Origin of the sequence: Massilia phyllostachyos (assembly GCF_021044825.1) — a bacterium.
Taxonomy (GTDB): domain Bacteria; phylum Pseudomonadota; class Gammaproteobacteria; order Burkholderiales; family Burkholderiaceae_D; genus Telluria; species Telluria phyllostachyos.
This window is the reverse complement of record NZ_JAJNOC010000001.1, coordinates 1,197,704-1,224,221: the sequence shown is the minus strand read 5'-3', so window position 1 is coordinate 1,224,221 and position 26,518 is coordinate 1,197,704. Positions and strand designations below refer to the sequence as shown.

At 66.0% G+C, this 26,518-nt stretch carries 23 protein-coding genes; 13 read left to right on the top strand and 10 right to left on the bottom strand.

Translation table 11 applies throughout. From position 1 onward, the window contains the following. Nucleotides 1–62: 62 nt before the first annotated feature. Nucleotides 63–1,268: a hypothetical protein gene (locus tag LQ564_RS05350; RefSeq protein ID WP_231057034.1), complete on the top strand. Its 1,206-nt coding sequence runs from the start codon at nt 63–65 to the stop codon at nt 1,266–1,268. Next, entirely contained in the window at nt 1,265–2,299 is a 1,035-nt protein-coding gene (locus tag LQ564_RS05345; protein ID WP_231057033.1) for a DUF4034 domain-containing protein, read from the top strand. Before LQ564_RS05350 ends, LQ564_RS05345 begins: the two co-directional genes overlap by 4 nt. Before the next feature lie 26 nt (nt 2,300–2,325). On the opposite strand, the gene LQ564_RS05340 is transcribed toward LQ564_RS05345, so the two are convergent. The 7 genes from LQ564_RS05340 to edd all read right to left on the bottom strand — a co-directional run bounded on the left by LQ564_RS05340 (nt 2,326) and on the right by edd (nt 8,949). After that, nucleotides 2,326–2,874, bottom strand: a complete 549-nt coding sequence (locus LQ564_RS05340) for a hypothetical protein (RefSeq protein ID WP_231057032.1) — start codon at nt 2,872–2,874, stop codon at nt 2,326–2,328. Then, on the bottom strand, nt 2,871–3,374 hold the full coding sequence (locus LQ564_RS05335) for a CcdC protein domain-containing protein (RefSeq protein ID WP_231057031.1): 504 nt from the start codon (nt 3,372–3,374) through the stop codon (nt 2,871–2,873). Before LQ564_RS05335 ends, LQ564_RS05340 begins: the two co-directional genes overlap by 4 nt. A gap of 26 nt (nt 3,375–3,400) precedes the next feature. Continuing rightward, complete coding sequence (locus LQ564_RS05330) at nt 3,401–3,976, bottom strand: DUF1579 domain-containing protein (RefSeq protein WP_231057030.1); 576 nt, start codon at nt 3,974–3,976, stop codon at nt 3,401–3,403. Nucleotides 3,977–4,105: 129 nt separating this feature from the next. Next, complete coding sequence (locus LQ564_RS05325; RefSeq protein ID WP_231057029.1) at nt 4,106–5,827, bottom strand: hypothetical protein; 1,722 nt, start codon at nt 5,825–5,827, stop codon at nt 4,106–4,108. An 11-nt stretch (nt 5,828–5,838) separates the two neighbouring features. Next, nucleotides 5,839–6,354, bottom strand: coding sequence for a Rhs element Vgr protein (locus LQ564_RS05320; RefSeq protein ID WP_231057028.1), 516 nt, complete (start codon nt 6,352–6,354; stop codon nt 5,839–5,841). A 52-nt stretch (nt 6,355–6,406) separates the two neighbouring features. Beyond that, nucleotides 6,407–7,033, bottom strand: coding sequence for a bifunctional 4-hydroxy-2-oxoglutarate aldolase/2-dehydro-3-deoxy-phosphogluconate aldolase (gene eda / locus LQ564_RS05315; RefSeq protein ID WP_231057027.1), 627 nt, complete (start codon nt 7,031–7,033; stop codon nt 6,407–6,409). After that, the gene (gene edd, locus LQ564_RS05310) at nt 7,030–8,949 is read right to left on the bottom strand and encodes a phosphogluconate dehydratase (protein ID WP_231057026.1); all 1,920 of its coding nucleotides are present in this window, start codon (nt 8,947–8,949) and stop codon (nt 7,030–7,032) included. Before edd ends, eda begins: the two co-directional genes overlap by 4 nt. Before the next feature lie 215 nt (nt 8,950–9,164). Here edd and pgi point away from each other — a divergent pair, with 215 nt between their 5' ends. The 6 genes from pgi to tal all read left to right on the top strand — a co-directional run bounded on the left by pgi (nt 9,165) and on the right by tal (nt 15,866). Continuing rightward, a complete protein-coding gene (gene pgi / locus LQ564_RS05305) occupies nt 9,165–10,832 on the top strand; it encodes a glucose-6-phosphate isomerase (protein ID WP_231057025.1) in 1,668 nt (555 codons plus the stop codon). A gap of 18 nt (nt 10,833–10,850) precedes the next feature. Next, nucleotides 10,851–11,750, top strand: coding sequence for an SMP-30/gluconolactonase/LRE family protein (locus tag LQ564_RS05300; RefSeq protein ID WP_231057024.1), 900 nt, complete (start codon nt 10,851–10,853; stop codon nt 11,748–11,750). Between the two features lie 195 nt (nt 11,751–11,945). Next, nucleotides 11,946–13,415, top strand: coding sequence for a glucose-6-phosphate dehydrogenase (gene zwf / locus LQ564_RS05295; protein ID WP_231057023.1), 1,470 nt, complete (start codon nt 11,946–11,948; stop codon nt 13,413–13,415). Nucleotides 13,416–13,421: 6 nt separating this feature from the next. After that, the gene (locus LQ564_RS05290; protein WP_231057022.1) at nt 13,422–14,276 is read left to right on the top strand and encodes an SIS domain-containing protein; all 855 of its coding nucleotides are present in this window, start codon (nt 13,422–13,424) and stop codon (nt 14,274–14,276) included. Between the two features lie 57 nt (nt 14,277–14,333). Then, on the top strand, nt 14,334–14,834 hold the full coding sequence (gene msrC / locus LQ564_RS05285) for a free L-methionine (R)-S-oxide reductase MsrC (RefSeq protein ID WP_231057021.1): 501 nt from the start codon (nt 14,334–14,336) through the stop codon (nt 14,832–14,834). Between the two features lie 99 nt (nt 14,835–14,933). Beyond that, nucleotides 14,934–15,866, top strand: coding sequence for a transaldolase (tal, locus tag LQ564_RS05280; protein ID WP_231057020.1), 933 nt, complete (start codon nt 14,934–14,936; stop codon nt 15,864–15,866). 81 nt (nt 15,867–15,947) lie between these two features. Here tal and LQ564_RS05275 read toward each other — a convergent pair whose 3' ends face one another. Continuing rightward, complete coding sequence (locus LQ564_RS05275) at nt 15,948–16,604, bottom strand: TetR family transcriptional regulator (RefSeq protein ID WP_231057019.1); 657 nt, start codon at nt 16,602–16,604, stop codon at nt 15,948–15,950. Nucleotides 16,605–16,720: 116 nt separating this feature from the next. Here LQ564_RS05275 and LQ564_RS05270 point away from each other — a divergent pair, with 116 nt between their 5' ends. The 5 genes from LQ564_RS05270 to LQ564_RS05250 all read left to right on the top strand — a co-directional run bounded on the left by LQ564_RS05270 (nt 16,721) and on the right by LQ564_RS05250 (nt 24,601). Then, complete coding sequence (locus LQ564_RS05270; RefSeq protein WP_231057018.1) at nt 16,721–18,037, top strand: efflux RND transporter periplasmic adaptor subunit; 1,317 nt, start codon at nt 16,721–16,723, stop codon at nt 18,035–18,037. Nucleotides 18,038–18,068: 31 nt separating this feature from the next. Beyond that, the gene (locus LQ564_RS05265; protein WP_231057017.1) at nt 18,069–21,227 is read left to right on the top strand and encodes an efflux RND transporter permease subunit; all 3,159 of its coding nucleotides are present in this window, start codon (nt 18,069–18,071) and stop codon (nt 21,225–21,227) included. Continuing rightward, complete coding sequence (locus LQ564_RS05260) at nt 21,224–22,651, top strand: efflux transporter outer membrane subunit (RefSeq protein WP_272492080.1); 1,428 nt, start codon at nt 21,224–21,226, stop codon at nt 22,649–22,651. Before LQ564_RS05265 ends, LQ564_RS05260 begins: the two co-directional genes overlap by 4 nt. 131 nt (nt 22,652–22,782) lie before the next feature. Further along, nucleotides 22,783–23,739 (top strand): IS1595 family transposase, encoded by a 957-nt coding sequence (locus LQ564_RS05255; protein WP_231057016.1) that lies wholly within the window; start codon nt 22,783–22,785, stop codon nt 23,737–23,739. A gap of 139 nt (nt 23,740–23,878) precedes the next feature. Continuing rightward, a complete protein-coding gene (locus tag LQ564_RS05250; RefSeq protein WP_231057015.1) occupies nt 23,879–24,601 on the top strand; it encodes a zinc-binding metallopeptidase family protein in 723 nt (240 codons plus the stop codon). Between the two features lie 13 nt (nt 24,602–24,614). Here LQ564_RS05250 and hemW read toward each other — a convergent pair whose 3' ends face one another. Together hemW and rdgB are read right to left on the bottom strand one after the other, a co-directional pair. Further along, nucleotides 24,615–25,844 (bottom strand): radical SAM family heme chaperone HemW, encoded by a 1,230-nt coding sequence (gene hemW, locus LQ564_RS05245; RefSeq protein ID WP_231057014.1) that lies wholly within the window; start codon nt 25,842–25,844, stop codon nt 24,615–24,617. Then, complete coding sequence (rdgB, locus tag LQ564_RS05240) at nt 25,841–26,425, bottom strand: RdgB/HAM1 family non-canonical purine NTP pyrophosphatase (RefSeq protein ID WP_231057013.1); 585 nt, start codon at nt 26,423–26,425, stop codon at nt 25,841–25,843. The genes hemW and rdgB overlap by 4 nt, the downstream gene beginning before the upstream one ends. Nucleotides 26,426–26,518 lie beyond the last annotated feature (93 nt).

The following is a 26,518-nucleotide window of genomic DNA, read 5'->3' as shown; positions in this document are numbered from 1 at the left end:
GCGGCGTTTCGCCGATGGTACGCTGATCTCATCGATTCACGCTTCGCCCTTCCGGAGGTGACATGACGGTATCCAGTTTGCGCACATTGACCGCGGTGGCGCTTGCCGGGTGCTTCATGATGTGCATGGCGCTTCCAGCGTTGTCTGCGCCGGCGCCCCCTGCCGGCGAACAGGATGCGGCAATGGTTGCCTCGCTGAAAAGGGAACTGGCCCGCACCTTCGCGCTGCCGAAAGACGCGGCGCTCGACCCTGCGCTGCGCAAGGAGGCCGAGGACATCGGCGCCGCGCACCTGGAGCGCATCGGCCGGCTCTTGCCGGCCTGGCTGGACGAAGAAAAGCGTGCGGGAGCCAGGCCCGGCGAAGTGCGCGATCCAAACTACCTGTATGCGGCCGTCTTCGCCCGCCTGCTCAACGAACTGGCCCTGTGGCATCTCGACACCGGCGATGCCCGCTATGAAGAAGCGACCCTGTCGGTGCTGAAGGCATCGCCGCAAGCATGCCGGATGGAGGGCGACTCGCGCTTCCAGGACTATGCCAGCCGGATCAGGCGCATCCAGGCCATGCCGCCCGCATTCCGCCCGGCCGTCCTCGCCACCGAACGCCAGTTGCTGGAACGCTGGGGCAAGCCGCGCGCCGTGGCGCTGGCGTGGCCGCTTCCCTTGCCACAGGATGCCGCCGCCGAGGCGATCGACCGGCTCCGCAGCGGCGGCGCACGGGTGCTGCCCCTGCCTCCCGTCCTGGCCGCGAGCCTGTTGGCCGAAGGCGAAGCCTATGGCAAGCTTGGTTTCGAAGACCGTTGCATCCTGCAGCAATGGTGGCTGCGCGCCAGCCTGGCGCAGGGCGCCGCGCCGGCAGCTGTGCTGAATGCATTCCGCTACGGCACCCTGATGACCGCCACCGACCGTTTCGGCAATGCCTTCGACCCTCCGGGAAGCGATGTTACGCCGCCGGATGCGCGAGCGTCGCCCGCCTACCCCAGCCTGGCGCAACGCTTCGACGTCACCGGCTCCACCACGGTCACCCGCGAACTCGATGCCGCGGGCAAGCCGCTCAGGGCTAGCGTCACCGCACGCGAGATCACGGTGCGCGGCATCCGGGGCATGCGGCCGGTGGTGTTCGAAAACACCTTTGACGCCGCGTCGGTGCAGTTTGCGCTGCAGGGCAGCGCCAGCCCAGGCGCTCGCCTGCCCGAGGTGTTCAACATGAACTGGAGCCTGGATCCGGCAGCTTCCGCAGCCCCGAAAAAGACGGGAGGAAAAACGCCATGAAACGCAGCATGTCCGTGCCTTACCTCATGCTCAACCTGTCGGTCGCCGCCGCGCTCTCGCTCGTCGCATTGCCGGATGTCGTGTGGGCGGCCGAACCGGCCCCGAACGCGCCCATCACCAAGGCCGCTGCCGAAAGCTTCTGGTGGGGCGACTTTGCCGAACTGGAAAGGCAGAATGCCTTGTACCGCCAGCCGAACCGTTTCGAACCGGACGGCACATTGCAGCTCGACCTGTTCCGCACTGGCCTCACGCAGGTGTTCGGCAACAACGTCAGGAACGTCGAGTCATATCTGAAGGAGGTGGACGCACTGACGCTCCATTGGGCGCAGGAGTATCCGAAGTCGGCCCTTGCGCATATCCTGCATGCAGAGGCGTTGATGAAGCACGGCTGGTCGTATCGCGGCGGCGGCTATATCAGCAAGGTGCCGCCGGAAGCCCTCAAGGAATTTTATGCCTACCTGCGCCGCGCCGTGGATTACCTGCGCACGCATGCCGACGTCGCGCTGACCGACAGCCATGCGCACCTGCTCCTCCTGCGGGCCGGTACGGCGCTGGGCTGGAATGTCGAGCAATTATCCGCGATTGCACGGGAGGGGCTGCAGCGCAATCCCGATGACATCACCTTGTATTTCGAGATCGTGATCAGCCTGCTTCCCAAATGGGGAGGCGACGCCAAGGTACTCGACGACTTCATCCGCAAGACGACCGAGGAAACCCGGGCGCGCTACGGCATGGGCATGTATGCCCGTCTGTACTCGTACGCTGTCGACGGCCAGTTCGGACACACGCTGTTCGAGAACAGCCTCGCGGACTGGAACAAGATGAAACAGGGCTACGAGGACATGTTCGCGCGCTACCCGAACAGTCCCACGCGCCTCAATCGCTACGCCTACATGGCATGCCTTGCCAAGGACAAACCGACTTTCCTGAAAGTCTACGGCCAGGTCGGGACGAAGATCGTGTTGAAGGAGTGGGGAGAGAACCCGGAACGCAATGTGGAAGCCTGCCGCCGCTGGGGTACGCAGCTGTAGCGTTTCATGGCGTCAAGCAGGTGCGCTTACCGGCCAGCAGTGCGCCACCCCTTCGCGTGCTTTCCGAGCATCTCCAGGTCATAGGCGGCCCACTGTGCCGGTTGCGAGTTCGTTGAATCATCGATCTCGAAGATCGGTTCCCGCTGCCCAGGCACTGCCGGCCACGGTGTGTAATAGATGAGCCAGCGCTCCGGCGGCGCGGCGCGGGGTCGAGTTGGCTTGCCAGGGCTGAACGACACCCATTGGCCATGCCGTACGCCGCGGCCGCAGGCGGTGACGCCGGAATCGACGTGAAAAGCCGCGCCCTTCGCCAGCTCGCCCTTGAACGCCTGCTGCACCCGGAAGGTCGCGCGCTCCACCTCGATCCTGAAATCCCCATCGCCGGCGGGGACCATCACCTCCTCGACACGGGTAAGCTCGGCCAGCACGACAAAGCGCGCGCCGTCGAACCGCGACTTTACCTTCGTCAGGGATTCCCCGTAGGCCGAGGAAGGCAGCGGCTGGCATGCCGACGCGCCAGCCGTCGCGAGACATGCGGCACTGGCGACGGCGAAGCCGGCAACAGCAGCCTTCATTTGGCGCCGTCGCGTGCTCCCGCGAGACGCCAGCGCAGCAGCCCCGACGCATACACCAGGTAATAGCCTGCCACTACGCCCATGATCCCCATCGTGAGCGGGCTGCTGCCGAACGACGGCACCTGCCCCGCTCCGAGCGTGAACATTTCATAAACGCGGTACAGGACGCGGACGATGAAGATCATCGCCACCACCATGCCGATCGGCGCGTACGGCGTGTAGAAGTAGTCCTCGCCGACACGTTCGAATCCCGTGCGGCGCAAGGCATGCCAGCCCAGCAGGCCGCCTGTGGTCGTGCCGAACAACAGACTCGCCAGCGCAGGCGGATGCGTGAGCAGGAAAGCACCCATCGTGAGCAGCGCAAGCGGCAGGAAGATGACGCCGAACCAATGGCGCCACATGCGCGATTGCTGGCGCACAGTCAGGCGCTGGACCCGCTTGTAGACGCGCCACATGATGAGGGGCGCCATCGCGAGCATGATGATGTTCGACTGCGTCATGGAATGCCTTTCAGTGAAATGAAGCCTTACTTCGCCGGGACCGGGTCACCGGCCGGCCAGGTGGTGGAACCGATGCGCCTGAGCGTCATGTCGAAGAAGCGCACCGGCTCCTTGCCGGGCATGATGCGGTCACCCACTTCGTGCCAGACACCGTCCTTCACGGTGGCCGTGTACTTGATCGTCATCGGGCCGGCGGGAATCTCCCAGGCGAAACCGTCCGGGATCGGGCTCAAGACGAAATTCCCCGTATAGCCCTGGGCGGTCGATTGCATGCTGTAGGCCTTCGTGGCCGGATCATAGGTGATGACGCCGAGCGCATTGAAGGCCAGCTTGCCGTCGGCCTCGTAGCCGCGCCCTTCCACCATCTTGAGCGCGCCGTCGAGGAAGCCGCCGACCCTTTCGGTCTGCGTGATCTCGTGCTTCTGGCCGTTCGGCAGGGTCATGGTCGCCTGGCCGCGCCAGGTGCCGTCGAGTGCGGCGAAACGGGCCATGGCGTCGCGCTGGGCGGCGATGCGTTCGGCTGGCGCCTGGGAGGATTGGGACAATGCAGGCGCGCTGCACAGCAGGCTGGCGGCAATCAGGACGGCATGGGCAAGGCGCATCGGACTACTCCTGGGGTCGTCGCACATAGGCACCCATGCAAGCTGGGTGAAGCCGTCCGGCGCGCTCGGACGAGCATGACTAGCTGCCTATCATATTGAATTTCCATGAGTGGCGCTACAAGGCGATGGCTAGATGCCGAATGCCTTCAGACCAGCGTCCAACAGTACCTCGAGCGGGTTGCTTCGGCGGCGGCTGGCCTGGGCATTGCGCGGCACTTCCTCGTACAGGAACCAGGCCGTGCTTCCTTCGAAGCTGTCGTGGAACAGCGGCTGCCTGCCGCGCAGGTAGGGCAAGAACGGTTCGGCGCGCACGGTGGCGTAGCGCGCGTGGGCGCTGAAACCCAGCGTCGCGTCCTGGCCGATCGTGCGTCCGGCCGCTGCGCGTTCCATCCGCACGCCGCGGCATCCTCGCACGATCAGGGTCGCAGGTCCCTCGAACGCCAGGTAGCGCAGCTGCAGCGTGAGCCAGGCATGCAGGGTGCCAATGCGCCAGTGGCTGCGGATCGCCGGTGCGGCTTCCGCCTTGCATATCACGCCGACCAGGGCGCGCGGCTGCAGCACCAGCGCCTCCCCCGCCGGGATCTCGACCAGGGCGACGTCGTCGAGCGGGTCCGATGTCGACGACACGACGACCTGCGCGACCGTGCTGGTGCGCAGGCGCGTGAGCATCCACAGGTGGGCGGCGATGCTGGTCAGGGGATGGCGCCAGTCGAACAGCAGCTTCGTGTTGGCGCCAACGCCCACGGGAATGCTTTGACAATATGCGGGGCGGATCAGCATCTCGTCGCCCGGCGCCAGGATCACGCGCCGCGACACGGCCGAGATGAGGGCGTGGTCGGCATCCGGCTGCTCCGGCGGCAAAGACGAAGCATGACGAACGCGCGCATCGATCACGATCGGCGGCCTGCGTGCAGCCAATGGCGCCAGCACGAAGTAGAACAGCGTGCGCAGCGCCGCGGGAAGCAGCCACCACCCGGCCAGTACGCCGAGTGCCGCAGGCAGTACGGGAAGGACGGCCTGGTAGGCCTGCCAGAGTCGATTGTGGCGGGCCAGGTGTTCGGCCTGCGCCAATTGCGCGCGCAGCGCGGCGGTGGTGTCTGCGAGCCGCTGCGCATCGACCCGGAAGACGGCGGCGGAACCGGGCGCCGGCAGCCGCTCGACGATCGTGCGCTGCGCGAGGAAGTCACGGTGCGCCTGGTTATTCGCGGCCAGCAGCCGGCTCGCTGCTTCCTCGCGCTGCTTCAGTTGCTGGTAATGCGGGGTACCGGGAATGCGCGCAAGCCAGCCCGCATCCGCCCGAAACCGCACCGCTTCCCTGTGCGCGCGCAGATAGGCCTGATAGGCGCTCACATGCGCCAGCCGCAGTTGCTCGAGCCGGGCGTAGGCAGCCCGGCGGTCCAGCATGACCACGGCGTAGGCGCGCACGGTAGCGAGGTGCTCACGCGCCTGGCGGCGGGTTTCGATGCGCAGCTCGCGCATGGCCTGCTGTTGCAGGCGCGCCGCCAGCGCGTCCTTGCCCGCCACTGCCGCGGACAGGATGCCTTCACCGGCGGCCTCCTGCCGCAGCGCCGCGATCTCGGCATCGAGGCGGCGGATTTCGCCATCGAGCCCCCCGATCGATGCGCCCGACAGTTGGCCTATGCGGCGGGCAACGTCGTCCGCCAGCGCAGCCTGGTTTTCGCTCACCACCTGCACCGACTCGCGCAGCGCCGGCAGCTCCCCGACGATTCGCTGGATATGCCCCCATTCGCGCTGGACCCATGGCGCCGCGGCCAGGACGAGCACGATCAGCGCAAACATGAGCAGGTTGCGCCGCAGGAACTGGAACAGGATGGAAAGAAGCTGGCCCACGAATCGCGCGCCTACCGCAAGAACCTGCCGCCGCGGCGCACCAGCCAGCGCGCCAGTCCGCGGTGCAGGTTGCGCGGGTCAAGGGGATCGGCCAGGAAGGAAGCCAGCACCCGCTCGTACAGCGCCAGGCTGTCGCGGTAGCGTCCCTGGCGCATGGCGCCGGGCTTCTTCAGAAACTTCAGCACGAAATAATCAGCCAGCAGGTCGCCCTGCGCCTCCATATTGTAGTCGGCCAGCGTCGCGTCTTCGCGCAGCGTGTAGCCGTAAGGAAGGCCAATGCGCACTGCGCCGCGCAGCCGCACCGGATAGCCCAGCTGGTGCTGCCACACGTGCACCATCTCGTGCATGAACCAGTGGATCGCGCCGGGGTCCGCGCGCGTGTAGTCGGGGAGGAAACAGGAACGGTGGAAGTACATGCTGCCGTTCGGCGTCATGCAGCAGTTCTTCGGCTGGAAAGGCATGTAGCGGCGCCCGTGGATGCGGACGCGCCGGTAGTCGATGGCGTCGCCGAACAGCAGCGACGCCATCGCGATCTCGTTCTCCGTCAGGGGACGGGAACGGGACCGTTGCGGGAGATGCTTATGCGGCGGCACGCAGCGCGCTAGCCGCTTTCGCCAGTTCGGTGATGCCGGCCCAGTCGCCGGCGGCGATCAGGTCCTTCGGCGTGAGCCAGGAGCCGCCCACGCAGGCCACGTTCTTGCAGGCCAGGAACTTGGGTGCGGTCTCGATCGAGATGCCGCCGGTCGGGCAGAAGGTCACGTCAGGCAGCGGGCCGCCGATGGCATTGAGCATGCCGACGCCGCCCGCCGGCACCGCCGGGAACAGTTTCAGCTGCTTGAAGCCGTGCTCGCGCGCGGCCATCACTTCGGACGGGGTCATCACGCCCGGCAGCAGCGGCAGGCCGCTTTTCTTGGCCGCCTCGATCATGGTGGCGGTCAGGCCAGGCGAGACGCCGAACACGGCGCCGGCGTCGCGCGCCGCGTCGAATTCGTGCGGCTGGGTCAGCGTGCCGACGCCGACTATCGCGCCTTCGACGCCGCTCATGTCGCGGATCGCCTGCAGGCCGTGCTCGGTGCGCAGCGTGACTTCCAGCACGCGGATGCCGCCGGCGACGAGCGCCTTGGCCAGCGGGACAGCGTGTGCGGGATCGTCGATGGCGATGACGGGAATGACGCTCGCCGAGCGCATGATTTCAAGTAAGGTCATTTTTGCGTCCTAAAGAGAAAGTCTTCGTCCGAACCGGGCTGCCCTTCTTCGACATGCTCGCCTTCGTGCAGCGGTACGGTGGTTTCGATCGGCGACGGCAGGGGGAACGTCGCCGCGCCCTCTTCCGCCGGGCTGGAATGGGTGCGGAACATCGCGAACAGTTCGCGGCCCATGCCGATGTGGCTCTTGGACAGGTCGGCGCTCGCCATGCGGCGCGAGGCCCACACTTCGTCCGGCACCAGGGCGTCCAGCTCCCCGGTGGTGGCGTTCACGCGGATCAGGTCACCGTCGCGCACCAGGCCGAGCGGACCGCCGGCGAGGATCTCGGGCGACACGTGGATCGCCGCCGGCACCTTGCCGGAGGCGCCCGACATGCGGCCGTCGGTCACCATCGCGACCTTGAAGCCGGCGTCCTGCAGGTTCGACAGCGCCGGGGTCAGCGCGTGCAGTTCCGGCATGCCGTTGGCGCGCGGGCCCTGGAAGCGGATCACGGCCACGAAGTCGCGATTCAGTTCGCCGGCCTTGTAGCGGCCCATGAAGTCTTCCTGCGAATCGAAGGTGATGGCCGGCGCCTCGATCACGTGGTACTCGGACTTCACCGCCGAGATCTTCATCACGGCGCGGCCCAGGTTACCCTGCACCAGCACCATGCCGCCGTTGTTGGCGAAGGGCTTGCCGGCCGGGCGCAGCACCGCTTCGTCGCCCGATTTCTCGGCCACGTCGCGGAACACGACCTTGCCGTCCTCGCCCAGGAAGGGCTCCTTGCAGTGAGCGCGCAGGCCATGGCCGAGGATGGTGTTGACGTCTTCGTGCGCCAGGCCTGCATCCAGCAGTTCGCGGATGATGAAGCCCGGGCCGCCGGCGGCCTGGAAGTGGTTCACGTCGGCTTCGCCGTTCGGGTAGATGCGGGTGAGCGACGGCACCACCTTCGACAGCTCGTCGAAGTCGTTCCAGTCGATCACGATGCCGGCCGCGCGCGCGATCGCCACCAGGTGCAGGGTATGGTTGGTCGAGCCGCCGGTCGCGTGCAGCGCGACGATGGCGTTGACGATGCTCTTCTCGTCGACGATGCGGCCGATCGGCATGTAGTCGCCGCCCTGCTGCGAGATCTTCACCGCCTGCTGCGACGCGGCTTTCGTGAGCGCGTCGCGCAGCGGCGTGCCCGGGGTGATGAAGGCGGAACCCGGCATGTGCAGGCCCATCATCTCCATCAGCATCTGGTTGCTGTTGGCGGTGCCGTAGAAGGTACAGGTGCCGGCGCCGTGGTAGGAGGCCGACTCACCGGCCAGCAGCTCTTCGCGCGTCGCTTCGCCCTTGGCGTAGCGTTGGCGAATGGCCGCCTTCTCTTTGTTCGAGATCCCGGTCGTCATCGGGCCGCCCGGAACAAAAATGCCCGGAATATGGCCGAAGTGCAGTGCGCCGATCAGCAGGCCCGGCACGATCTTGTCGCAGATGCCCAGGTACAGCGCGGCGTCGAACATATTGTGGGACATCGCCACCGCGGTCGCCATCGCGATGGTGTCGCGCGAGAACAGCGACAGTTCCATGCCCGGCTGGCCCTGGGTCACGCCGTCGCACATGGCCGGCACGCCGCCCGCGAACTGCGCCACCGCGTCGACTTCGCGCACGGCTTCCTTGATCACCTTCGGGAAGTATTCGAAGGGCTGGTGGGCCGACAGCATGTCGTTGTACGACGAGACGATCGCCACCGACGGCTTCTTGTATTCCTTGAGTTTGAGCTTGTCGTTTTCCGGGAAGGCGGCGAAGCCGTGCGCCAGGTTCGTGCACGACAGCGCGCCGCGCTGCACGCCCTGGATGCGGGCGGCTTCGAGATGCGCCAGGTAGGCCGCGCGCGAGGGGCGGCTTCGCTTGATGATCCGGTTCGTTACCTGTTCGACTACGGGGTGCAGCGCCATGATCGTTCCTTCTTGAATTTAGTATCTGAAATTTTACTACAGATTATTGTCGACTGCCTGAGCCCGGCCTTTCGTAGGGTGGGCCGGTTCCCCGTCCACGCGGTGCAAATGTCGAGCAGCCAACAGCGGCGATTTTTTATGTAGTGATTTTACGCCCGCCTATTGTATTATTCGATAATCTGCTATTGACAATATTGTTGCTTCCACACGACCCCATGCGCACGCCTTCCCTCACCAGCACCACCAGCTTCCAGGCCCTCGAAAACCACGCCGTCCAGGCAGAAGATTGGGAGATGCGCGACCTGTTCGCCGCCGACCCGCAGCGCTTCGAGCGCCTGTCGTGCGAGGGGGCCGGGCTGTTCCTAGACTATTCAAAAAATCGCCTCGACGGGCGCACGCTTGAACTGCTGGCAGAGCTGGCGCGCGAGCGCGGCGTGGAAGCGCGCCGCGACGCGATGTTCGCCGGCGAACGCATCAACAACACCGAGAACCGCGCGGTCCTGCACACCGCCCTGCGCGCTCCGCGCGGCAGTAATTTGATCGTCGACGGCCAGGACGTGAACGCGGACGTGCACGCGGTGCTCGACCGAATCAAGACCTTTACCGACGCCGTTCGCAGCGGCGAATGGCTGGGCCATACCGGTAAACCCATCACCGACATCGTCAACATCGGCATCGGCGGCTCCGACCTCGGCCCGAAGATGGTCGTGCTGGCCCTGCGCCACTACGCCCACCCGCGCCTCAAGATGCACTTCGTGTCGAACGTCGACGGCCACGACATGGACGCCGCCCTGTCGCAGGTCGATCCCGAAACCACGCTCTTCATCGTCGCCTCGAAGACCTTCACCACGGCCGAGACCATGATGAACGCGCAGACCGCGCGCAGCTGGTTCCTGGAACGCGCGAGCGCTCAGTCAGCCGATTCTGCGCTGGCCAAGCACTTCGTCGCCGTGTCCACCAACCTTGAGGCCATCAAGACCTTCGGCATCGACCCGGCCAACATGTTTCCCTTCTGGGATTGGGTCGGCGGCCGTTATTCCGTGTGGTCGGCGATCGGCCTGTCGGTCGCGCTGGCGGTCGGCTTCGGCTACTTCAGCGATTTCCTGGCGGGCGCCCACGACATGGACGAGCATTTCCGCACCGCGCCGCTCGAGCAGAACATGCCGGCGATCCTGGCCCTGGTCGGCTTCTGGAACCGCGAGTTCCTGGACGCGCACTCGGTCTCCATCGCCCCTTACCACCAGGACCTGAACCGCTTCCCGGCCTACCTGCAGCAGCTCGACATGGAGAGCAACGGCAAGTGCGTCACAAGGGAAGGTGAACCAGTGGATACCCCCACCTGCCCGGCGATCTGGGGCGAACCCGGCACCAACGGCCAGCACGCCTACTTCCAGCTGCTGCACCAGGGCACCGACGTCACCCCGATCGACTTCATCGCCGCCCTGCGTCCCGCGCACGAGATGGAGCACCACCACACCGCCCTGCTGGCCAACTGCTTCGCCCAGTCGGAAGCCTTCATGAAGGGCAAGACCATCGACGAGGTGCGTGCCGACCTGCAGGGCCAGGGCCTGTCCGCAGAAGAAGTGGAACGCCTGGCGCCGCACAAGACCTTCCCGGGCAACCGCCCCAGCAACACCATCCTGATGGAACGCCTGACCCCGTCGACCCTCGGCGCCCTGATCGCGCTGTACGAGCACAAGACCTTCGTGCAGGGCGTGATCTGGAACGTCAACAGTTTCGACCAGTGGGGCGTTGAGCTGGGCAAGGTGCTGGCGAAGAAGATCGAAGCCGAGCTGCTTGGCGAATCCCAGCCGAAGGACGGTAAACTGAGTCACGACAGCTCCACCAACGGCCTGATCGCCCGCGCCAAGGCCGCTTTCTGAACCCATCCATTCATACACATGGCAACGGATAAATTCGAGGTAGTGCACGACGCGCCCATGCTCGTCGGAGAAGCGGCGACCTGGCACGAGGTCGAGTCGGCGCTGTACTGGGTCGACATCAACGGCATGACCGTCAACCGGGTCCACCCGGCCAGCGGCAAGTACACCTACTGGAAGATGGGCTCGGAGCCGTCGGCGCTGGCCATCGACAGCGACAATAACCTGGTGGTGTCCCTGCGCACGGGACTGATCTGCCTGAACACGACCAGCGGCAAGGAAACGCCAATCGCCGACGCGCCTTACGACCCGAAGATCGTGCGCTTCAACGACGGCCGCGTCGACCCGGCCGGCCGCTTCTGGGTCGGCACCATGTACGAGCCGCGCGACAAGCCGGCGGCCGAGATGTACGTGCTCGATCGCGGCCAGCTGCGCCAGGCCTGGGCCGGCGGGATGACGAATTCGAACGGGCTGGCGTGGAGCCTGGATGGGCGGACGATGTTCCATGCCGATACCACGACGCATCGGGTCGATTGCTACGACTACGATCCGGAGACCGGCGTGCAGTCGAATGGGCGGACGATCAAGACCTTCTCGACCGATAAGAGCGCGGCGGATTACGGCGGGCGCCCGGATGGGGCGACGGTCGATAGCGAAGGGGCGTACTGGGTGGCGATGTTCGAAGGGGGGCGCGTGCTGCGCTTGTCCCCGGATGGCGAGATCCTGCGCGAGATCGCGTTGCCGGTGCGCTGCCCGACGTCAGTGGCGTTCGGCGGGTCGGATCTGCGGACGCTGTTCATTACCAGTGCCAGCCATGGGCGTTCGGCTGCCGAGCTGGAGCAGTATCCCCTCAGCGGTAAGGTGCTGTCGATTCGTGTCGACGTGGCTGGGCGTGAAGAGCCGGAATACCTGCACCGTTAATCTCTGCGCTACCCCATGAACGTCGTTCCGGCGAAGGCCGGAAGTCGTAGGCGCCAGTGGCGCGTACGACGGTCTTACGGTTAACGGTACAAATGCTGTAGCCAGGTTGCGAGCTCAAAAGTAGTAGATTTTCTTGTTCAGCCCATATTCGTGTAGTAAATTTACAAAACGCTTTTACTTTTCTGAAGAACACCCATGGCTCTTTCCGATTTCGATCTCGTCTTCTTCGGTGGCAGCGGCGATCTTGCTATGCGCAAGCTGCTTCCTGCAATGTATGCGCGTGACGTCTGCGACGACCTGCCCGCAACCGCCCGCATCATCTGCGTCGGCCGCGACGACTTCTCGCAGGAAGAGTTCCTGCGCTTCGTCGAAAAGAACTCGAAGCCGAACATCAAGGAAACCCCGGCCGAGGCGACCTGGGCGCGCTTCCTGCAGCGCATCGTCTACGTCGCCCTGAACGCCACCGACGTCAAATCCTATGCCCCGCTGGTCGAAGTGCTGCGCCCCGACGAATCGCTGACCCGCGTCTACTACCTCGCCACCCCGCCCCACCTGTTCGCGACCATCTGCGACAACCTGGCCGCGACGGGCCTCGCGACCCCGAATTCGCGCGTGGTGCTGGAAAAGCCGCTGGGCCGCGACCTGGCCTCGGCCAAGCAGATCAACCTCGACGTCGGCAAGGTCTTCGCCGAATCGCAGATCTACCGGATCGACCACTACCTGGGCAAGGAGACCGTGCAGAACCTGCTGGCGCTGCGCTTCGGGAACATCCTGTTCGAGCCGCTGTGGCGCCGCGAGTACATCTCGGACGTGCAGATCACCATCGCCGAGAAGATCGGCGTGGGCAACCGCCTCGGTTACTACGACACCTCGGGCGCGCTGCGCGACATGCTGCAGAACCACCTGCTGCAGCTGCTGTGCATCGTCGCCATGGAGACCCCGAGTTCGATCTCGCCGGACGCCGTGCGCGACGCCAAGCTGCAGGTGCTCAGGTCCCTGAAGCGTTTTACCCCGACCACCCTGTCGCAGAACATCGTGCGCGGCCAGTACCGCAGCGGCTACGTCGACGGCCAGCCGGTGCCGGGCTACCGCGACGAACCGGACGCGCCGAAGCAGTCGAAGACCGAGACTTTCGTCGCGATGAAGGCCGAAATCGACACCTGGCGCTGGGCCGGCGTGCCCTTCTACCTGCGCACCGGCAAGCGCATGGCCGACCGCCTGGCCGAGATCGTGGTGCGCTTCAAGCCGATCCCGCATTCGATCTTCAACCAGCCGACGTCGAGCTTCCAGCCGAACAGCCTGGTGATCCGCCTGCAGCCGGACGAAGGCCTGTCGATGAACCTGATGGCCAAGACCCCGGGCGACGCGATGCGCCTGAAGCAGGCCGAGCTCGAACTCGACTTCCGCGAGCAGTTCAAGAGCCCGCGCATGGAAGCCTACGAGCGCCTGCTGGTCGACGTGCTGCGCGGCCAGCTGACCCTGTTCATGCGCGGCGACGAGCTGGAAGCGGCGTGGGAGTGGGTCGAGCCGATCCTCGAGCACTGGGAGCAGGACGATTCGTCGCCGGTGCCCTATACCTCGGGCACCTGGGGCCCGGCCGCGTCGAGCGCGCTGATCGGCCGCGACGGCCTGCAGTGGCGCGAAGAAGTGCTACCCGAGGATTGACAGCCAATGCTGCTCGACTCCATCCGCACCCAGCTCGACTCGCTCTCCAAATCGGAGCGCAAGGTCGCGCTCGCGGTGCTGGCCGCGCCCAACGTCATCGTGAGCCAGAACATCACGGCGCTGGCCAAGAGCGCGCAAGTGTCGGAACCCACCGTGGTGCGCTTCTGCCGCACCCTGGGCTACGACGGCTGGCACGAATTCAAGCTCAAGCTGGCCCAGGGCCTGGCGCTGGCCCTGCCCGGCGCCAACGAGCAGCCGGCGCCGGACGACCTGGCCTCGGACCTGGTCAATAAAATCTGCAGCCGTTCGATCAACACCCTGCTCGACCTGCGCAACAACCTCAAACCCGAACTGGTGCAAAAGGCGCTCGACATCCTGTCGCGCGCCAACAAGATCGAGTTCTACGGCCAGGGGTCCTCGGGCTTCGTCGCGGCCGACGCCCAGCACAAATTCTTCCGTTCGGGCGTGCCGACCGTGGCCTACACCGACCCGGCGATCCACTCGATCGCCGCGGCACTGCTGCGCGAAGGCGATGCGGTGGTGGCGATTTCACAGAGGGGGAACAACCCCGCTCTCACCCGCTCGGCCAAGCTGGCGCGGCGCGGCGGCGCCGACGTGATCGTACTGGCGCCGTCCGGCACGCCGCTGGCCGAGATCGCGACGTTGTTCATCCCGATCGACCTGGTGTTCGCGATCGACCCCTACACGCCGATCTCGGCGCGCCTGGCCTATCTCGTCGTGATCGACGTGCTGGCCGTGGGCCTGGCGCTGCAGCGCGGGCCGGAATTCCGCAAGAAGATGCAGAACGCCCAGAAGGCCTTGCAAGAATTCGATATGCAGTTTGATTCTTTCATCGGTTAAGGCAAACCCGTCACAGGTGTAAAATACCCGGTTTCCAAAGCATCCCCGGGTATGTCCATGCACATCAATCCAGAACGCAGCTCCCGTCCCGACTACGCCTTGCTGGTGCGCCAGGTCGAGAGCGTCCTCGAAGGCGAACGCAACCTGATGGCGAACGCCGCCCAGTTTTCCGCCCTCGTCTACGACACCCTGGCCGACCTGAACTGGGCCGGTTTCTACTTCACCGTCCCGGCGCGCAAGGGCGACGGCAATGACCTGCTGGTCGGGCCCTTCCAGGGCAAACCCGCCTGCGCCCGCATTCCGTTCGGGCGCGGCGTGTGCGGCACCACCGCCGTCGAGCGCAAGACTATTGTTGTGCCGGACGTGCATGCCTTCCCCGGCCACATCGCTTGCGATTCGGCCTCGGCTTCCGAGATCGTGATTCCGGTGATCAAGGATGGCGAGCTGCTGGGGGTGTTCGATATCGACAGCCCGAAGCATGATCGCTTTTCGGATGAAGACCGTGCGGGGCTGGAAGAAATGCTGGCCGCTTTCATCGACGGGACCGATTTCGTTTAAGGTGCGTTGAACTTGGGTCCCGGCCTTCGCCGGGACCCAATTTCCGCACCGGAGCCACACACAAGAATTCACCGTATCCCCACTTAACACCGAGATCTCATGAACCAACTCGAACAACTCAAGCAATACACCACCGTGGTCGCCGACACCGGCGACTTCCAGTCGATCAAGGCCTACGCCCCGCAGGACGCGACCACCAACCCGTCCTTGATCCTGAAAGCCGTGCAGAAGCCGGAATACCGCCCGCTGCTGGAAAAGGCCGTCGCCGAAGCCAACGGCGCCTTGGTCGACGCCATCGTCGACAGCCTCTTGATCGCCTTCGGCGTCGAGATCCTGAAGTACGTGCCGGGCCGCGTCTCGACCGAGATCGATGCCGCCCTGTCGTTCGATACCGAAGCCACCGTGGCCAAGGGCCGCGAACTGATCGCCCTGTACGAGAAGAACGGCGTGTCGCGCGAGCGCGTGCTGATCAAGATCGCCTCGACCTGGGAAGGCATCCGCGCCGCCGAGATCCTGGAAAAGGAAGGCATCCACTGCAACCTGACCCTGCTGTTCTCGCTGTGCCAGGCGGTCGCCTGCGCCGAAGCGGGCGTGAAGCTGATCTCGCCCTTCGTCGGCCGCATCTACGACTGGTACAAGAAGTCGACCGGCACCGACTACCAGGGCGCCGACGATCCGGGCGTGCAGTCGGTCAAGCGCATCTACCAGTACTATCGCAAGTTCGGCTACACCACCGAAGTGATGGGCGCGAGCTTCCGCAATACCTCGCAGATCCTGGAACTGGCGGGCTGCGACCTCCTGACCATCTCGCCGGACCTGCTGCAGAAGCTGGCCGATACGGATGCGCCGGTCGAGCGCAAGCTGACCCAGGACGCGAATGCCGACATCGAGAAGATCGCGATCGACGAGAAGACCTTCCGCTTCATGCTCAATGAAGACGCGATGGGGACCGAGAAGCTGTCGGAAGGTATCCGCGCGTTTGTTGCGGATTCGATCAAGCTGAAGAAGATGATCGAAGAGCTGCTGAAGTAAAAAGAAACCCGCTGCAAGGCGGGTTTTTTGTAGGGTGGGCGGCCCCCGCCCACGCGTTCAGACAGCTCGCATATGGTCCCTCTACGACCGCAAGCCATTCAGGTAAGTATCGATCACCGTCCCACCCAGCTCCAGCAAACCGAACATGGTCGGCTCGAAGATCCAGTTGCGGATCAGGCCATCCACCATGATCCAGCCGCCCTGCGCCGCCGCCACGGTGGACACGCCGGCGCGCAGCAGTCCCTTCTCCTGCGCCTGCTTCAGGTGCCCTTCCATACGCTCCTGCCACAGGCCGATCGACTCGCGCCGGCGGGCGCGCACGGAATCGACCTCGTCGATGAATTCGGTCTTCAGGGTGGCGATCTCGAACACCCGGCGCGCCTTCTCGTCTTCCTTCACGATGCGCAGCACGGTCATCATGTCGTCGCGCAGGCATTGCAGCGGGTCGCGTACGTCGCGCGAATTGTCGAGCACCTGCATCGCCTCATCCATCGGCATCTTGGCGCGGTCGAACATCGCATTGAAGAGCGCGCCCTTGTCCAGGAAATGCCAATAGATCGCACCGCGCGTCACGCCCGCAGCGCTTGCAATATGCTGTAAAGTCGTTCGTGAAACACCTTGTTCAGCAAACAATTTCTCGGCCGCATCCAGGATGCTGTCGCGGGTCGCTGCAGCTTCCGCTTTTGTCTTACGTGCCATTTTTTTGATGCCCTTCCATTTGAGGGGGCGTGCCAGCAATAAACATACAGCCGTGATAGTATATAAAACTGTACCTAAAAGCCAGTGACGATTCGCGAGCGGTCGCAGCGTCTGCAAGCGGTAGTCGATTCAATAACGAGAAGGAAGCATACGTAATGCGTTCAGACCACTCCTCCCTTTCCCTGACCCGGATTGCCGCCGCCACCGTGGTGGCTGTGACCCTGCTGTCGGCTTGCGGCAAGAAAGACGCGCCGGCCGCCGGCGCCCCTGGCGGCGGCATGCCCGCCCCTGAAGTCGGCGTCATCACCACCAAGTTCGAACCGGTCGCGCTGCAGACCGAACTGCCGGCGCGCGCCGAGCCGTTCCGCACCTCGCAGGTGCGCGCGCGCGTCGACGGCGTGATCCTGAAGCGCCTGTTCACCGAGGGCAGCGAAGTCAAGGAAGGCCAGTCGCTGTTCCAGATCGACCCGGCCCCCTACCAGGCGCAGCTGGCTGCCGCCCAGGCCGACGTCGGCAGCGCCCAGGCGACCCTGAACCAGGCGACCGCCCAGGCCAACCGCTACAAGCCGCTGGTCGAGGCGAACGCCATCAGCCAGCAGGAATACACCAATGCCGTCGCGGCCCAGAAGCAGGCCGAAGCGGCCGTCGCCGCCGCCCGCGCCCAGGTCCGCATCGCCCAGATCAACCAGGGCTACGCCAACGTCTACGCCCCGATCTCGGGCCGCATCGGCCGCGCGCTGGTGACCGAAGGCGCGATCGTCTCGGCAGCCCAGGCGACCGAGCTGGCGCTGATCCAGCAGACCAACCCGATGTACCTGAACATCACCCAGTCGGCTTCCGAACTGCAGCGCCTGCGCAAGCAGGCCGGCGGCAACGGCTCGTCGGCCAACGTGCCGGTCACCGTGCTGCTGGACGACGGCACCGAACTGGCCGCGCGCGGCAAGCTGCTGTTCTCGGACGTCACCGTCGACCCGAGCACCGGCCAGGTGACCCTGCGCGCCACCGTGCCCAACCCGGACAACTCGCTGCTGCCGGGCCAGTACGTGCGCGTGCGCATCGCCCAGGCCCAGATCCCGAACGGCATCATCGTGCCGCAGCAGGCCGTGACCCGCGGCGGCCCGCAGGGCGACACCCTGATGGTGGTCGGCGCCGACAACAAGCCGGTCCAGCGCACCGTCAAGATCGGTTCGCAGCAGGGCTCGGACTGGGTCGTCACCGACGGCCTGAAGGAAGGCGAACGCGTGATGGTCGACGGCTTCCAGAAGCTGCAGATGCTGCCGCCGGGTACTCCGGTGAAAGCCGTGGCATGGCAGCCGACCGCCGCCAACGGCGCGGCCCCTGCCGGCCCCGCGGCCCCTGGCGCGGCCAACGCCGCCGCCGGCGCCGCGCAGACGGCAGGCCAGGTCCCGGCTTCGGCGCCGTCCGGCTCCACCGCGGGCGCCGCCCCGGCCGCCGGCACGCCGCGCCGCTAAGCACCGGAAGAAAAAAGAACAGGACTAATTCATGGCACGTTTCTTTATTGACCGCCCCATTTTTGCGTGGGTGATCGCGCTGTTCATCATGGTGATCGGCGGTGTGTCGATCACCCAGCTGCCGATCGCCCAGTATCCGAACGTGGCGCCGCCATCGATCGTGATCAACGCCGCCTATCCGGGCGCATCGGCGCAGACCCTGGAAGACTCGGTCATCTCCGTCATCGAACGCGAGATGAACGGCTCGCCGGGCCTCGTCTACATGGAATCGAGCAGCACCGCCAACGGCAGCGGCTCGATCACCCTGACCTTCGAGACCGGCACCAATCCGGAACTCGCCCAGGTCGACGTCCAGAACCGCCTGTCGCGCGCGGCCCCGCGCCTGCCGGCGGCGGTGAACCAGCAGGGCGTGCGCGTCGACAAGGTGCGCGCGAACTTCCTGCTGTTTACCATCCTGTCGTCGGACGATCCGAAGTGGGACCCGATCGCGCTGGGCGACTACGCCTCGCGTACCGTCCTGCCGGAGATCCAGCGTATCAAGGGCGTCGGCACCGCGCAGCTGTTCGGTACCGAGCGCGCGATGCGCGTCTGGATCGACCCGGCCAAGCTGGTCGGCTATCGCCTGTCGCCGGGTGACGTCAACAACGCCATCCGCAGCCAGAACGCCCAGGTGGCCTCGGGCACCATCGGCGAACTGCCGCTGGCGAAGGGCCAGGAAATCACCGCGACCGTGGTGGTGACCGGCCAGCTGTCGACCATCGAACAGTTCGGCAACATCGTGCTGCGCGCGAACCCGGACGGCTCCACCGTGCGCCTGAAGGACGTGGCCCGGCTCGAGATCGGGGCCCAGGCCTACGGCACCTCGGCGCGCCTGAACGGCAAGCCGTCCACCGGTATCGGCGTGCAGCTGGCGCCTTCCGGCAACGCGCTGGAAACCGCGCGCCTGGTGCGCGAGCGCATGGACGAACTGTCGAAGTTCTTCCCGGCCGGCGTCAAGGCCACGGTGCCGTTCGACAGCTCGAAGTTCATCGACATCTCGATCGAGCAGGTGCTGCATACCCTGGTCGAAGCGCTGGTGCTGGTGTTCCTGGTGATGTACCTGTTCCTGCAGAACTTCCGCTACACGATCATCCCGACCATCGTCGTCCCGGTCGCGCTGCTCGGTTCCCTCGGCACCCTGCTGGCGCTGGGCTACTCGATCAACGTGCTGACCATGTTCGGCATGGTGCTGGTGATCGGCATCGTGGTCGACGATGCGATCGTGGTGGTGGAGAACGTCGAGCGCATCATGTCCGAAGAGGGCCTGCCGCCGCTGGAAGCGACGCGCAAGGCCATGGGCCAGATCTCGGGCGCCATCATCGGCGTGACCGTGGTCCTGATGTCGGTGTTCGTGCCGCTGGCCTTCTTCGCCGGCGCGGTGGGTAACATCTACCGCCAGTTCTCGGTCGTCATGGTGTCCTCGATCGCCTTCTCGGCCTTCCTGGCGCTGTCGCTGACCCCTGCCCTGTGCGCGCACCTCTTGAAGCCTGTCGAAGCGGGCCACCACCACGAGAAGCGCGGCTTCTTCGGCTGGTTCAACCGCAAGTTCGCCCGCACCGCCAAGGGTTACGAAGGCATCGTCGGCAAACTGATTCGCGGCTCGGGCCGCGCGCTGGTCGCCTTCGTGCTGGTGATCGGCCTGGTGGTGCTGTTCTTCACCCGCATGCCGAACTCCTTCCTGCCGAACGAAGACCAGGGCTACGTGATCGCCAACATCCAGCTGCCGCCGGGCGCGACGCTGGAACGCACCAGCGAAGTGATGCGCACCGCCGAGAACTTCATCATGAAGCAGCCGGAAGTGGCGAACATGGTCAGCGTGCTGGGCTTCTCGTTCTCGGGCGCGGGCCAGAACATGGCGCTCGCCTTCATCCCGCTGAAGGACTGGAGCGAGCGCAAGGGCGCGGACTCGAACGCCGGCGCCGTCGCCAACCGCATCATCGGCGGCCTGTCGGGCGTGCGCGACGCCTTCATCTTCGCCCTGTCGCCGCCGCCTATTCCCGAATTGGGCCGCGGCACCGGCTTCAGCTTCCGCCTGCAGGACCGCGGCGGCAACGGCCACAACGCCCTGCTGGCGGCGCGTAACCAGCTGCTCGGCATGGCCGCGCAGAGCCAGATCCTGGCCGGCGTGCGTCCGGAAGGCCTGGAAGACGCGCCGCAGGTGAGCCTCGACATCGACCGCGACAAGGCGCAGGCCCTGGGCGTGACCTTTGACGCGATCAACACCGCGATCTCGACCTCGCTCGGTTCGAGCTATGTGAACGACTTCCCGAACGCCGGCCGCCTGCAACGCGTGGTGGTGCAGGCCGACGCGAAGGACCGCATGCAGCCGGACGACCTGCTGCGCATCAATGCCCTGAACCTGCAGGGCCAGCCGGTGCCGCTGTCCGCGTTCGCCACCACCAAGTGGATCACCGGCCCGATGCAGACGCTGCGCTATAACGGCTACCCGGCGATGAGCATCTCGGGCGACGCCAAGCCGGGCTATTCGACCGGCGACGCGCTGGCCGAGATGGAACGCCTGGCAGCCAGGCTGCCGGCCGGCTTCGCCTTCGAATGGACCGGCCAGTCGCGCGAGGAACAGCTCTCGGGCGGCACCATGGGCATCCTGATGGCGTTCTCGCTGCTGGCGATCTTCCTGGCCCTGGCGGCCCTGTATGAAAGCTGGTCGATCCCGGTGTCAGTGCTGCTGGTGGTGCCCTTCGGTATCCTGGGCGCGGTGCTGGCGGCGATGCTGCGCAGCTATCCGAACGACGTGTACTTCAAGATCGGCCTGGTGACCATCATCGGCCTGGCGGCGAAGAACGCGGTGCTGATCATCGAGTTCGCGAAAGACCTGCAGGCGCAGGGCAAGTCGCCGATGGAAGCGGCGATCGAGGCGGCGCACCTGCGCTTCCGCCCGATCATCATGACCTCGCTGGCCTTCATCCTGGGCGTGCTGCCGCTGGTCGTCGCAGGCGGCGCCGGCTCGGCCTCGCAGCGCGCGATCGGTACCGGCGTGATGGGCGGTATGATTACGGCTTCCACGCTGGGCGTGATGTTCGTGCCGATGTTCTTCGTCGTGGTGCGCAAGATCTTCAAGGGCAGCAAGCGCCAGCAGGAGGTCTACTCGCATCACGCGGAAGGCGCGGCAATCGAAGGAAAACAACCATGATCGACAAGATGAAAAAACTGACCCCGCTGGTGCTGGCAATGAGCCTGGCGGGCTGCATGTCGCTGGCGCCGAAGTACGAGCGTCCGGCAGCACCGGTGGCCGGGGCCTTCCCGGAACTGCCGAAGCCGGCCAACGCGCCGGCCGCCCTGGTCGCCAACGAGGCGCCGGTCAACCTGGCCTGGCAGCGCTTCTTCCCGGATGCGCGCCTGCGCGGCCTGATCGAGCAGTCGCTCACGAACAACCGCGACCTGCGGGTGGCGATCGCCAACATCGAGCAGGCGCGCGCCCAGTACCGCATCCAGCGCGCCGACCGCCTGCCCTCCGTGGGCCTGGCCGTGACCGGCCAGCGCCAGACCACCGGTGAAGACCAGCCGATCAACAGCGTCTACCAGGCCGGCTTCTCGGTCTCGGCCTTCGAGCTCGACCTGTTCGGCCGCGTGAAGAACCTGTCGGAAGCGGCCCTCGCCCAGTACCTGGCGACCGAAGAGGCGCGCAAGTCGACCCAGATCAGCCTGGTGGCGTCGGTGGCCAACGCCTACCTGCAGCTGCTGGCGGACGAGGAACTGCTGCGCATCACCCAGCAGACCCTGGAAACCCGCCAGGAATCGCTGCGCCTGACCAACCTGCGCTTCGAGAACGGCGTGTCGTCGCGCTTCGAGCTGCAGCAGGCGCGCTCGCTGGTGGAAACCGCGCTCGCCACGCTGGCGGCGACCCAGCGCCAGCGCGCCCAGGACGTCAATCTCCTGACCTTGCTGGTGGGCGCGCCGATCGGCGACAGCCCGGCCGGCACCACGCTGGCGCAGACCGAGCTGCCCGACCTGCCGGCCGGCCTGCCCTCGGACCTGCTGGCCAACCGTCCGGACATCCGTTCGGCCGAGCAGCAGCTGATCGGCTCCAACGCCAACATCGGCGCGGCGCGCGCGAACTTCTTCCCGCGCATCACGCTGACCGGTTCGGTGGGCAGCGCCAGCACCGAGCTGTCCGGCCTGTTCAAGTCCGGCTCCTACGGCTGGACCTTCGCGCCGCAGGCGATCCTGCCGATCTTCGACTACGGCCGCAACACGGCGGTGCTGGGCAGCGCACGTGCGCAGCGCGACATCGCGGTGGCGCAGTACGAGCGCTCGATCCAGCAAGCCTTCCGCGAAGTGGCGGACGCGCTGGCCGGCCAGTCGACCTTCAGCGAACAGCTGCGCGCCCAGCGCGCGGTGGCCGAGGCCGAAGCCGACCGCTTCAACCTGGCCGACCTGCGCTACAAGAACGGCGCGGCCAGCTACCTAGACCTGCTGGACGCCCAGCGTTCGCTGTTCCAGGCGCAGCAAGGCGCGATCCAGGCCAACCTGCAGCGCCTGCAGAACCAGGTCACGCTGTACCGCGTGCTGGGCGGCGGCTGGAGCGAGCCGGCGCAGCCGGTGGCGGCGCGCTGAGCGGCGTTCGTATCGAACGGAATCGGGCCCTTCGGGGCCCGATTTTTTTGGCTGTGTTCGCGATCGTTGGGTGAACCAAATCGCGTTGCCGAAGTCTTACGCATCGTCGAGTTAACTCATCTGGAGTGACGATGCAAAGCCCGAGCTTCGACGAATTGCTAGCCCTCTTGACGGCCGCGCCATTGTCCAGCACTGATCTGGCCCGACTGCGCGACTGGCTCGACAGCATCCGCGACCCGGCCGAGTGCCTGGCGCTCATCGAAGCGGCCGCGGCAGGTCGGCCGTGTCCGCATTGTGCTTGCGCGCGTTTGCACCGCTCCGGCTTCGCCAGCGGCCTGCAGCGCTATCGCTGCCTGGGTTGTGGTCGCTCCTTCAATGCGCTGACCGGCACGCCGCTGGCCCGGCTGCGCAAGCGCGAGTGCTGGCTGCCATATATCAAGTGCTTGCTGGAATCACGCACCGTGCGCGACGCGGCGCTCGTTACCGGCGTGCATCGCACGACGAGTTTTCGCTGGCGCCACCGATTCGCGCCGGGCGCCGCCAGGCACCGGCCCGCAGCACTGACGGGAATCGTGGAGGCCGACGAAACCTACCGCCTGGAATCGCAGAAGGGTTCGCGCACCTTGTCGCGCCCGCCGCGCAAGCGTGGTGGCGCCGCCCGGCGGCGCGGCATCAACCGCGAGCACGATTGCCTGCTGGTGGCGCGTGACCGCATCGGCACGACGCTGGACTTTCATACCGGACGTGGTCCCGTGACCGCTGCGCAACTGCGCACCTGCCTGCAGCCGGTGCTGCCGGGTGACGGGCTGCTCATCAGCGATGGCGCTGCGCCCTATGTCCGGTTTGCCCTTGACGCTGGAATCATGCACGAATCCATCAACGTGCGGGCGGGCCGGCGCGCACGCGGTGCGATCCACATCCAGAACGTGAATGGCTGGCACAGCCGCTTCAAGAACTGGCTGGTGCGCTTCAAGGGCGTGGCCAGCCGCTACCTGGCGAACTATTCCGGGTGGCAGCGACTGCTGGACGCGCACGCCTTGCGTACACCAGCGCAGTGGCTATGTGCTGCGGTACGACAAGTTCAGTGAAGGAGGCTGCAAATACATAACTAACGCGAACACAGCCATTTTTTTGTCCTTGCGAATTGAATCGCGGAATCGTAACGCTGCCGGCGCCGCGGGCTGGCTACACTTGGGCCATGAACCGCTGCATGCTGACCCGGACGCCATGCGCAAATTCGCCCGCACACACTGGAAAATCCTCATCGCGATCCTGTTGGCGATCGCACTGGCCACGCTGACCCTGGAAACCGACTCGGCCGAACCCGACGGCGCCGCACGGCTGCAGGCGCACGCCGTGGCGCTTGCCGGCGCCGGGGGGCATGGGGCCATGCCGCACGTGACGGCGACGCTGCGCGGCTATGGCTATCGCCCGCGGCGCGATGGGCAGGATGTCGAGGCGGTGCTGTCGAACACGGCGTCGGGCGCGCGTGCGGAGCGGACCTTCATCGTGGGGGTGCGCCTGGGTGCGGATGCCGGGAGCGCGGCCGCCCTGCTCGAGCTGGCGCGCCTGCTCAAGGATGTGCGGCCCAGCCGCGGGACCGCGCTGCGGCTGGTGTTTCTGGGAGAAGGAACGGGCAACTTCATCGCGTTTGCCGGACCGGCGGCGGTGTCGGCCCGGATGCGGCAGGCGCTGGGCGGGTTTGCGGCCATGCCCGACAAACCGGCGCAGGGACTGGCGGCGCCGGCGCATGCGATGGGGGTGACGTTGTCCAGTCACGCTTCCACGGGCCAACCGGCGCTGCTGGTGACGGAGACGGCGTTCCTGCGCTATCCCTACTATCACACGGCGGAAGATAGGCCGGAGCAGCTGGATTATGCGAGCATGGCGCGGGTGGTGCAGGGCTTGGCGCGCACCATCGAATCACTCGCGGGAGCGGCGAAAACGTAGGGACCCGTTTACCCTACAGGAACATCTCCTGCAGGTCGTTCAGGAAGCGCTGGCCCAATTCCGTAGGCTTGATCAGCTTGTGGTCCCTGTGCAGCAGCCCCTTGGCCTCGGCCTCGTTCAGCGCCTTCGTGATCGCGCTGATGTTCATCCCGGTACGCTCGCCGAACAGGTTCGGATCGAAGCCCTCGGTCAGCCGCAGCGCGTTGAGCATGAACTCGAACCCCATCTCGCCGCGCGCGATCTCGTGCTCTTCCTGCACCGGGTTGCCGCGTTTCGCCGCCTCGATGAAGGAACCCGGCTGCTTGTAGCGCGCCTGGCGCAGCACGCGGTGCGGGAACGAGATCTTCGAGTGGGCCCCGGCGCCGATGCCGAGGTAGTCGCCGAACTGCCAGTAGTTCAGGTTGTGTTTCGCGCGGTGGCCGGCCCTGGCATAGGCCGAGACTTCGTAGTGCTGGTAGCCGGCGGCGGCCGTCGCCTCGAGGATCATGTCCTGCATGTCGGCGCTCAGGTCGTCGTCGGGCAGCGCCGGCGGGTACTTGGCGAAGACCGTGTTCGGTTCCATCGTCAGGTGGTACAGCGACAGGTGCGGCGGCGCGAACGAGAGCGCGGTCTGCAGGTCGCGCCGCGCTTCCTCGAGCGTTTGTGACGGCAGCGCGAACATCAGGTCGAGGTTGAAGTTCTCAAAAGTAGAGCGTGCGATCTCGACCGCGCGCAGGGCCTCGGTTTCGTCATGGATGCGGCCCAGCGCCTTCAGGTGCGCGCCGTTGAAGCTCTGGATGCCGATCGACAGGCGGTTCACGCCGCTGTCGCGGTAGGAGCGGAAACGCTCCTGCTCGAAAGTGCCGGGATTGGCTTCCATCGTGATCTCGGCGCCGATTTCGAGCGGCAGCAGGGTGCGCACGTCGGACAGCAGGCGGTCCAGGCCCGCGGCCGACATCAGGCTCGGGGTGCCGCCGCCGATGAAGACGGTGTGGATCTTGCGGCCCCAGATCATGGGCAGCGACTGCTCCAGGTCGAGGCGCACCGCGTCCAGGTAATCCTTTTCCGGCAGCTCGCCTTTCGCCTCGTGCGAGTTGAAGTCGCAGTAGGGGCATTTGCGCACGCACCAGGGGAAGTGGATGTAGAGCGACAGCGGCGGCAGCGCGGCCAGGTTCAGGGCGCCGGGCTGCAGGTATTGCAGGGCCGTCGTGGCCGGGGAACGCGGTTCGCTCGGCGCCGGGCCGGCGACTTTGATCGGGATCATTTCAGTTTTTCCACCAGGGCGCGCAGGGCCTGGCCGCGGTGCGAGTGGGCGTTCTTGACGCCCGGTTCGAGTTCGGCGGTGGTCTTGCCGAGCGCCGGGATCAGGAAGTGCGGGTCGTAGCCGAAGCCGTTGCCGCCACGCGGGGTGTCGATGATCTCGCCGCGCCACATGCCGTCGGCGATCACCGGCTGCGGGTCGTCGGCGTGGCGCACGTAGACCAGCACGCAGTAGTAGTAGGCCGACTTGTCGGCATGCTGCTTCAGGTCCCCGACCAGCTTCTCGTTGTTGCGGGCGTCGGATTTCGGCTCGCCGGCGAAGCGCGCCGAGTACACGCCGGGGGCGCCGCCCAGGGCGTTGACGCAGACGCCGGAATCGTCGCTGAGTGCCGGCAGGCCGGTCAGGCGCGCGGCGTGCCTAGCCTTGGCCAGGGCGTTTTCCACGAAGGTGCCGAAGGGCTCCTCGGCTTCGGGGACGTCGAATTCGCCTTGGGGGTGCAGCTCGAAGCCGATGGGGGCGAGGAGCTGGGCAAATTCCTTCAATTTGCCGGCGTTGTTGGAGGCGAGGACGAGGCGTTGGGTCATGGTGAGGTGGTGTGGATTGCTGCGGAGGGGGGATATTTTAGCGCTTCGGGGGGAAGGATGCTGGAGTGGCGGCGATACGAACTTGGGGGGGAA

Coding starts and splice junctions, on each gene's coding strand:
- LQ564_RS05265 (WP_231057017.1), top strand. CDS start 18,069: ATGGCACGTTTCTTTATTGACCGCCCCATTTTTGCGTGGGTGATCGCG.
- LQ564_RS05345 (WP_231057033.1), top strand. CDS start 1,265: ATGAAACGCAGCATGTCCGTGCCTTACCTCATGCTCAACCTGTCGGTC.
- LQ564_RS05255 (WP_231057016.1), top strand. CDS start 22,783: ATGCAAAGCCCGAGCTTCGACGAATTGCTAGCCCTCTTGACGGCCGCG.
- LQ564_RS05335 (WP_231057031.1), bottom strand. CDS start 3,374: ATGACGCAGTCGAACATCATCATGCTCGCGATGGCGCCCCTCATCATG.
- LQ564_RS05340 (WP_231057032.1), bottom strand. CDS start 2,874: ATGAAGGCTGCTGTTGCCGGCTTCGCCGTCGCCAGTGCCGCATGTCTC.
- rdgB (WP_231057013.1), bottom strand. CDS start 26,425: ATGACCCAACGCCTCGTCCTCGCCTCCAACAACGCCGGCAAATTGAAG.
- LQ564_RS05260 (WP_272492080.1), top strand. CDS start 21,224: ATGATCGACAAGATGAAAAAACTGACCCCGCTGGTGCTGGCAATGAGC.
- pgi (WP_231057025.1), top strand. CDS start 9,165: ATGCGCACGCCTTCCCTCACCAGCACCACCAGCTTCCAGGCCCTCGAA.
- LQ564_RS05250 (WP_231057015.1), top strand. CDS start 23,879: ATGCGCAAATTCGCCCGCACACACTGGAAAATCCTCATCGCGATCCTG.
- eda (WP_231057027.1), bottom strand. CDS start 7,033: ATGACCTTACTTGAAATCATGCGCTCGGCGAGCGTCATTCCCGTCATC.
- hemW (WP_231057014.1), bottom strand. CDS start 25,844: ATGATCCCGATCAAAGTCGCCGGCCCGGCGCCGAGCGAACCGCGTTCC.
- LQ564_RS05320 (WP_231057028.1), bottom strand. CDS start 6,354: ATGGCGTCGCTGCTGTTCGGCGACGCCATCGACTACCGGCGCGTCCGC.
- zwf (WP_231057023.1), top strand. CDS start 11,946: ATGGCTCTTTCCGATTTCGATCTCGTCTTCTTCGGTGGCAGCGGCGAT.
- tal (WP_231057020.1), top strand. CDS start 14,934: ATGAACCAACTCGAACAACTCAAGCAATACACCACCGTGGTCGCCGAC.
- LQ564_RS05300 (WP_231057024.1), top strand. CDS start 10,851: ATGGCAACGGATAAATTCGAGGTAGTGCACGACGCGCCCATGCTCGTC.
- LQ564_RS05270 (WP_231057018.1), top strand. CDS start 16,721: ATGCGTTCAGACCACTCCTCCCTTTCCCTGACCCGGATTGCCGCCGCC.
- LQ564_RS05350 (WP_231057034.1), top strand. CDS start 63: ATGACGGTATCCAGTTTGCGCACATTGACCGCGGTGGCGCTTGCCGGG.
- edd (WP_231057026.1), bottom strand. CDS start 8,949: ATGGCGCTGCACCCCGTAGTCGAACAGGTAACGAACCGGATCATCAAG.
- msrC (WP_231057021.1), top strand. CDS start 14,334: ATGCACATCAATCCAGAACGCAGCTCCCGTCCCGACTACGCCTTGCTG.
- LQ564_RS05330 (WP_231057030.1), bottom strand. CDS start 3,976: ATGCGCCTTGCCCATGCCGTCCTGATTGCCGCCAGCCTGCTGTGCAGC.
- LQ564_RS05290 (WP_231057022.1), top strand. CDS start 13,422: ATGCTGCTCGACTCCATCCGCACCCAGCTCGACTCGCTCTCCAAATCG.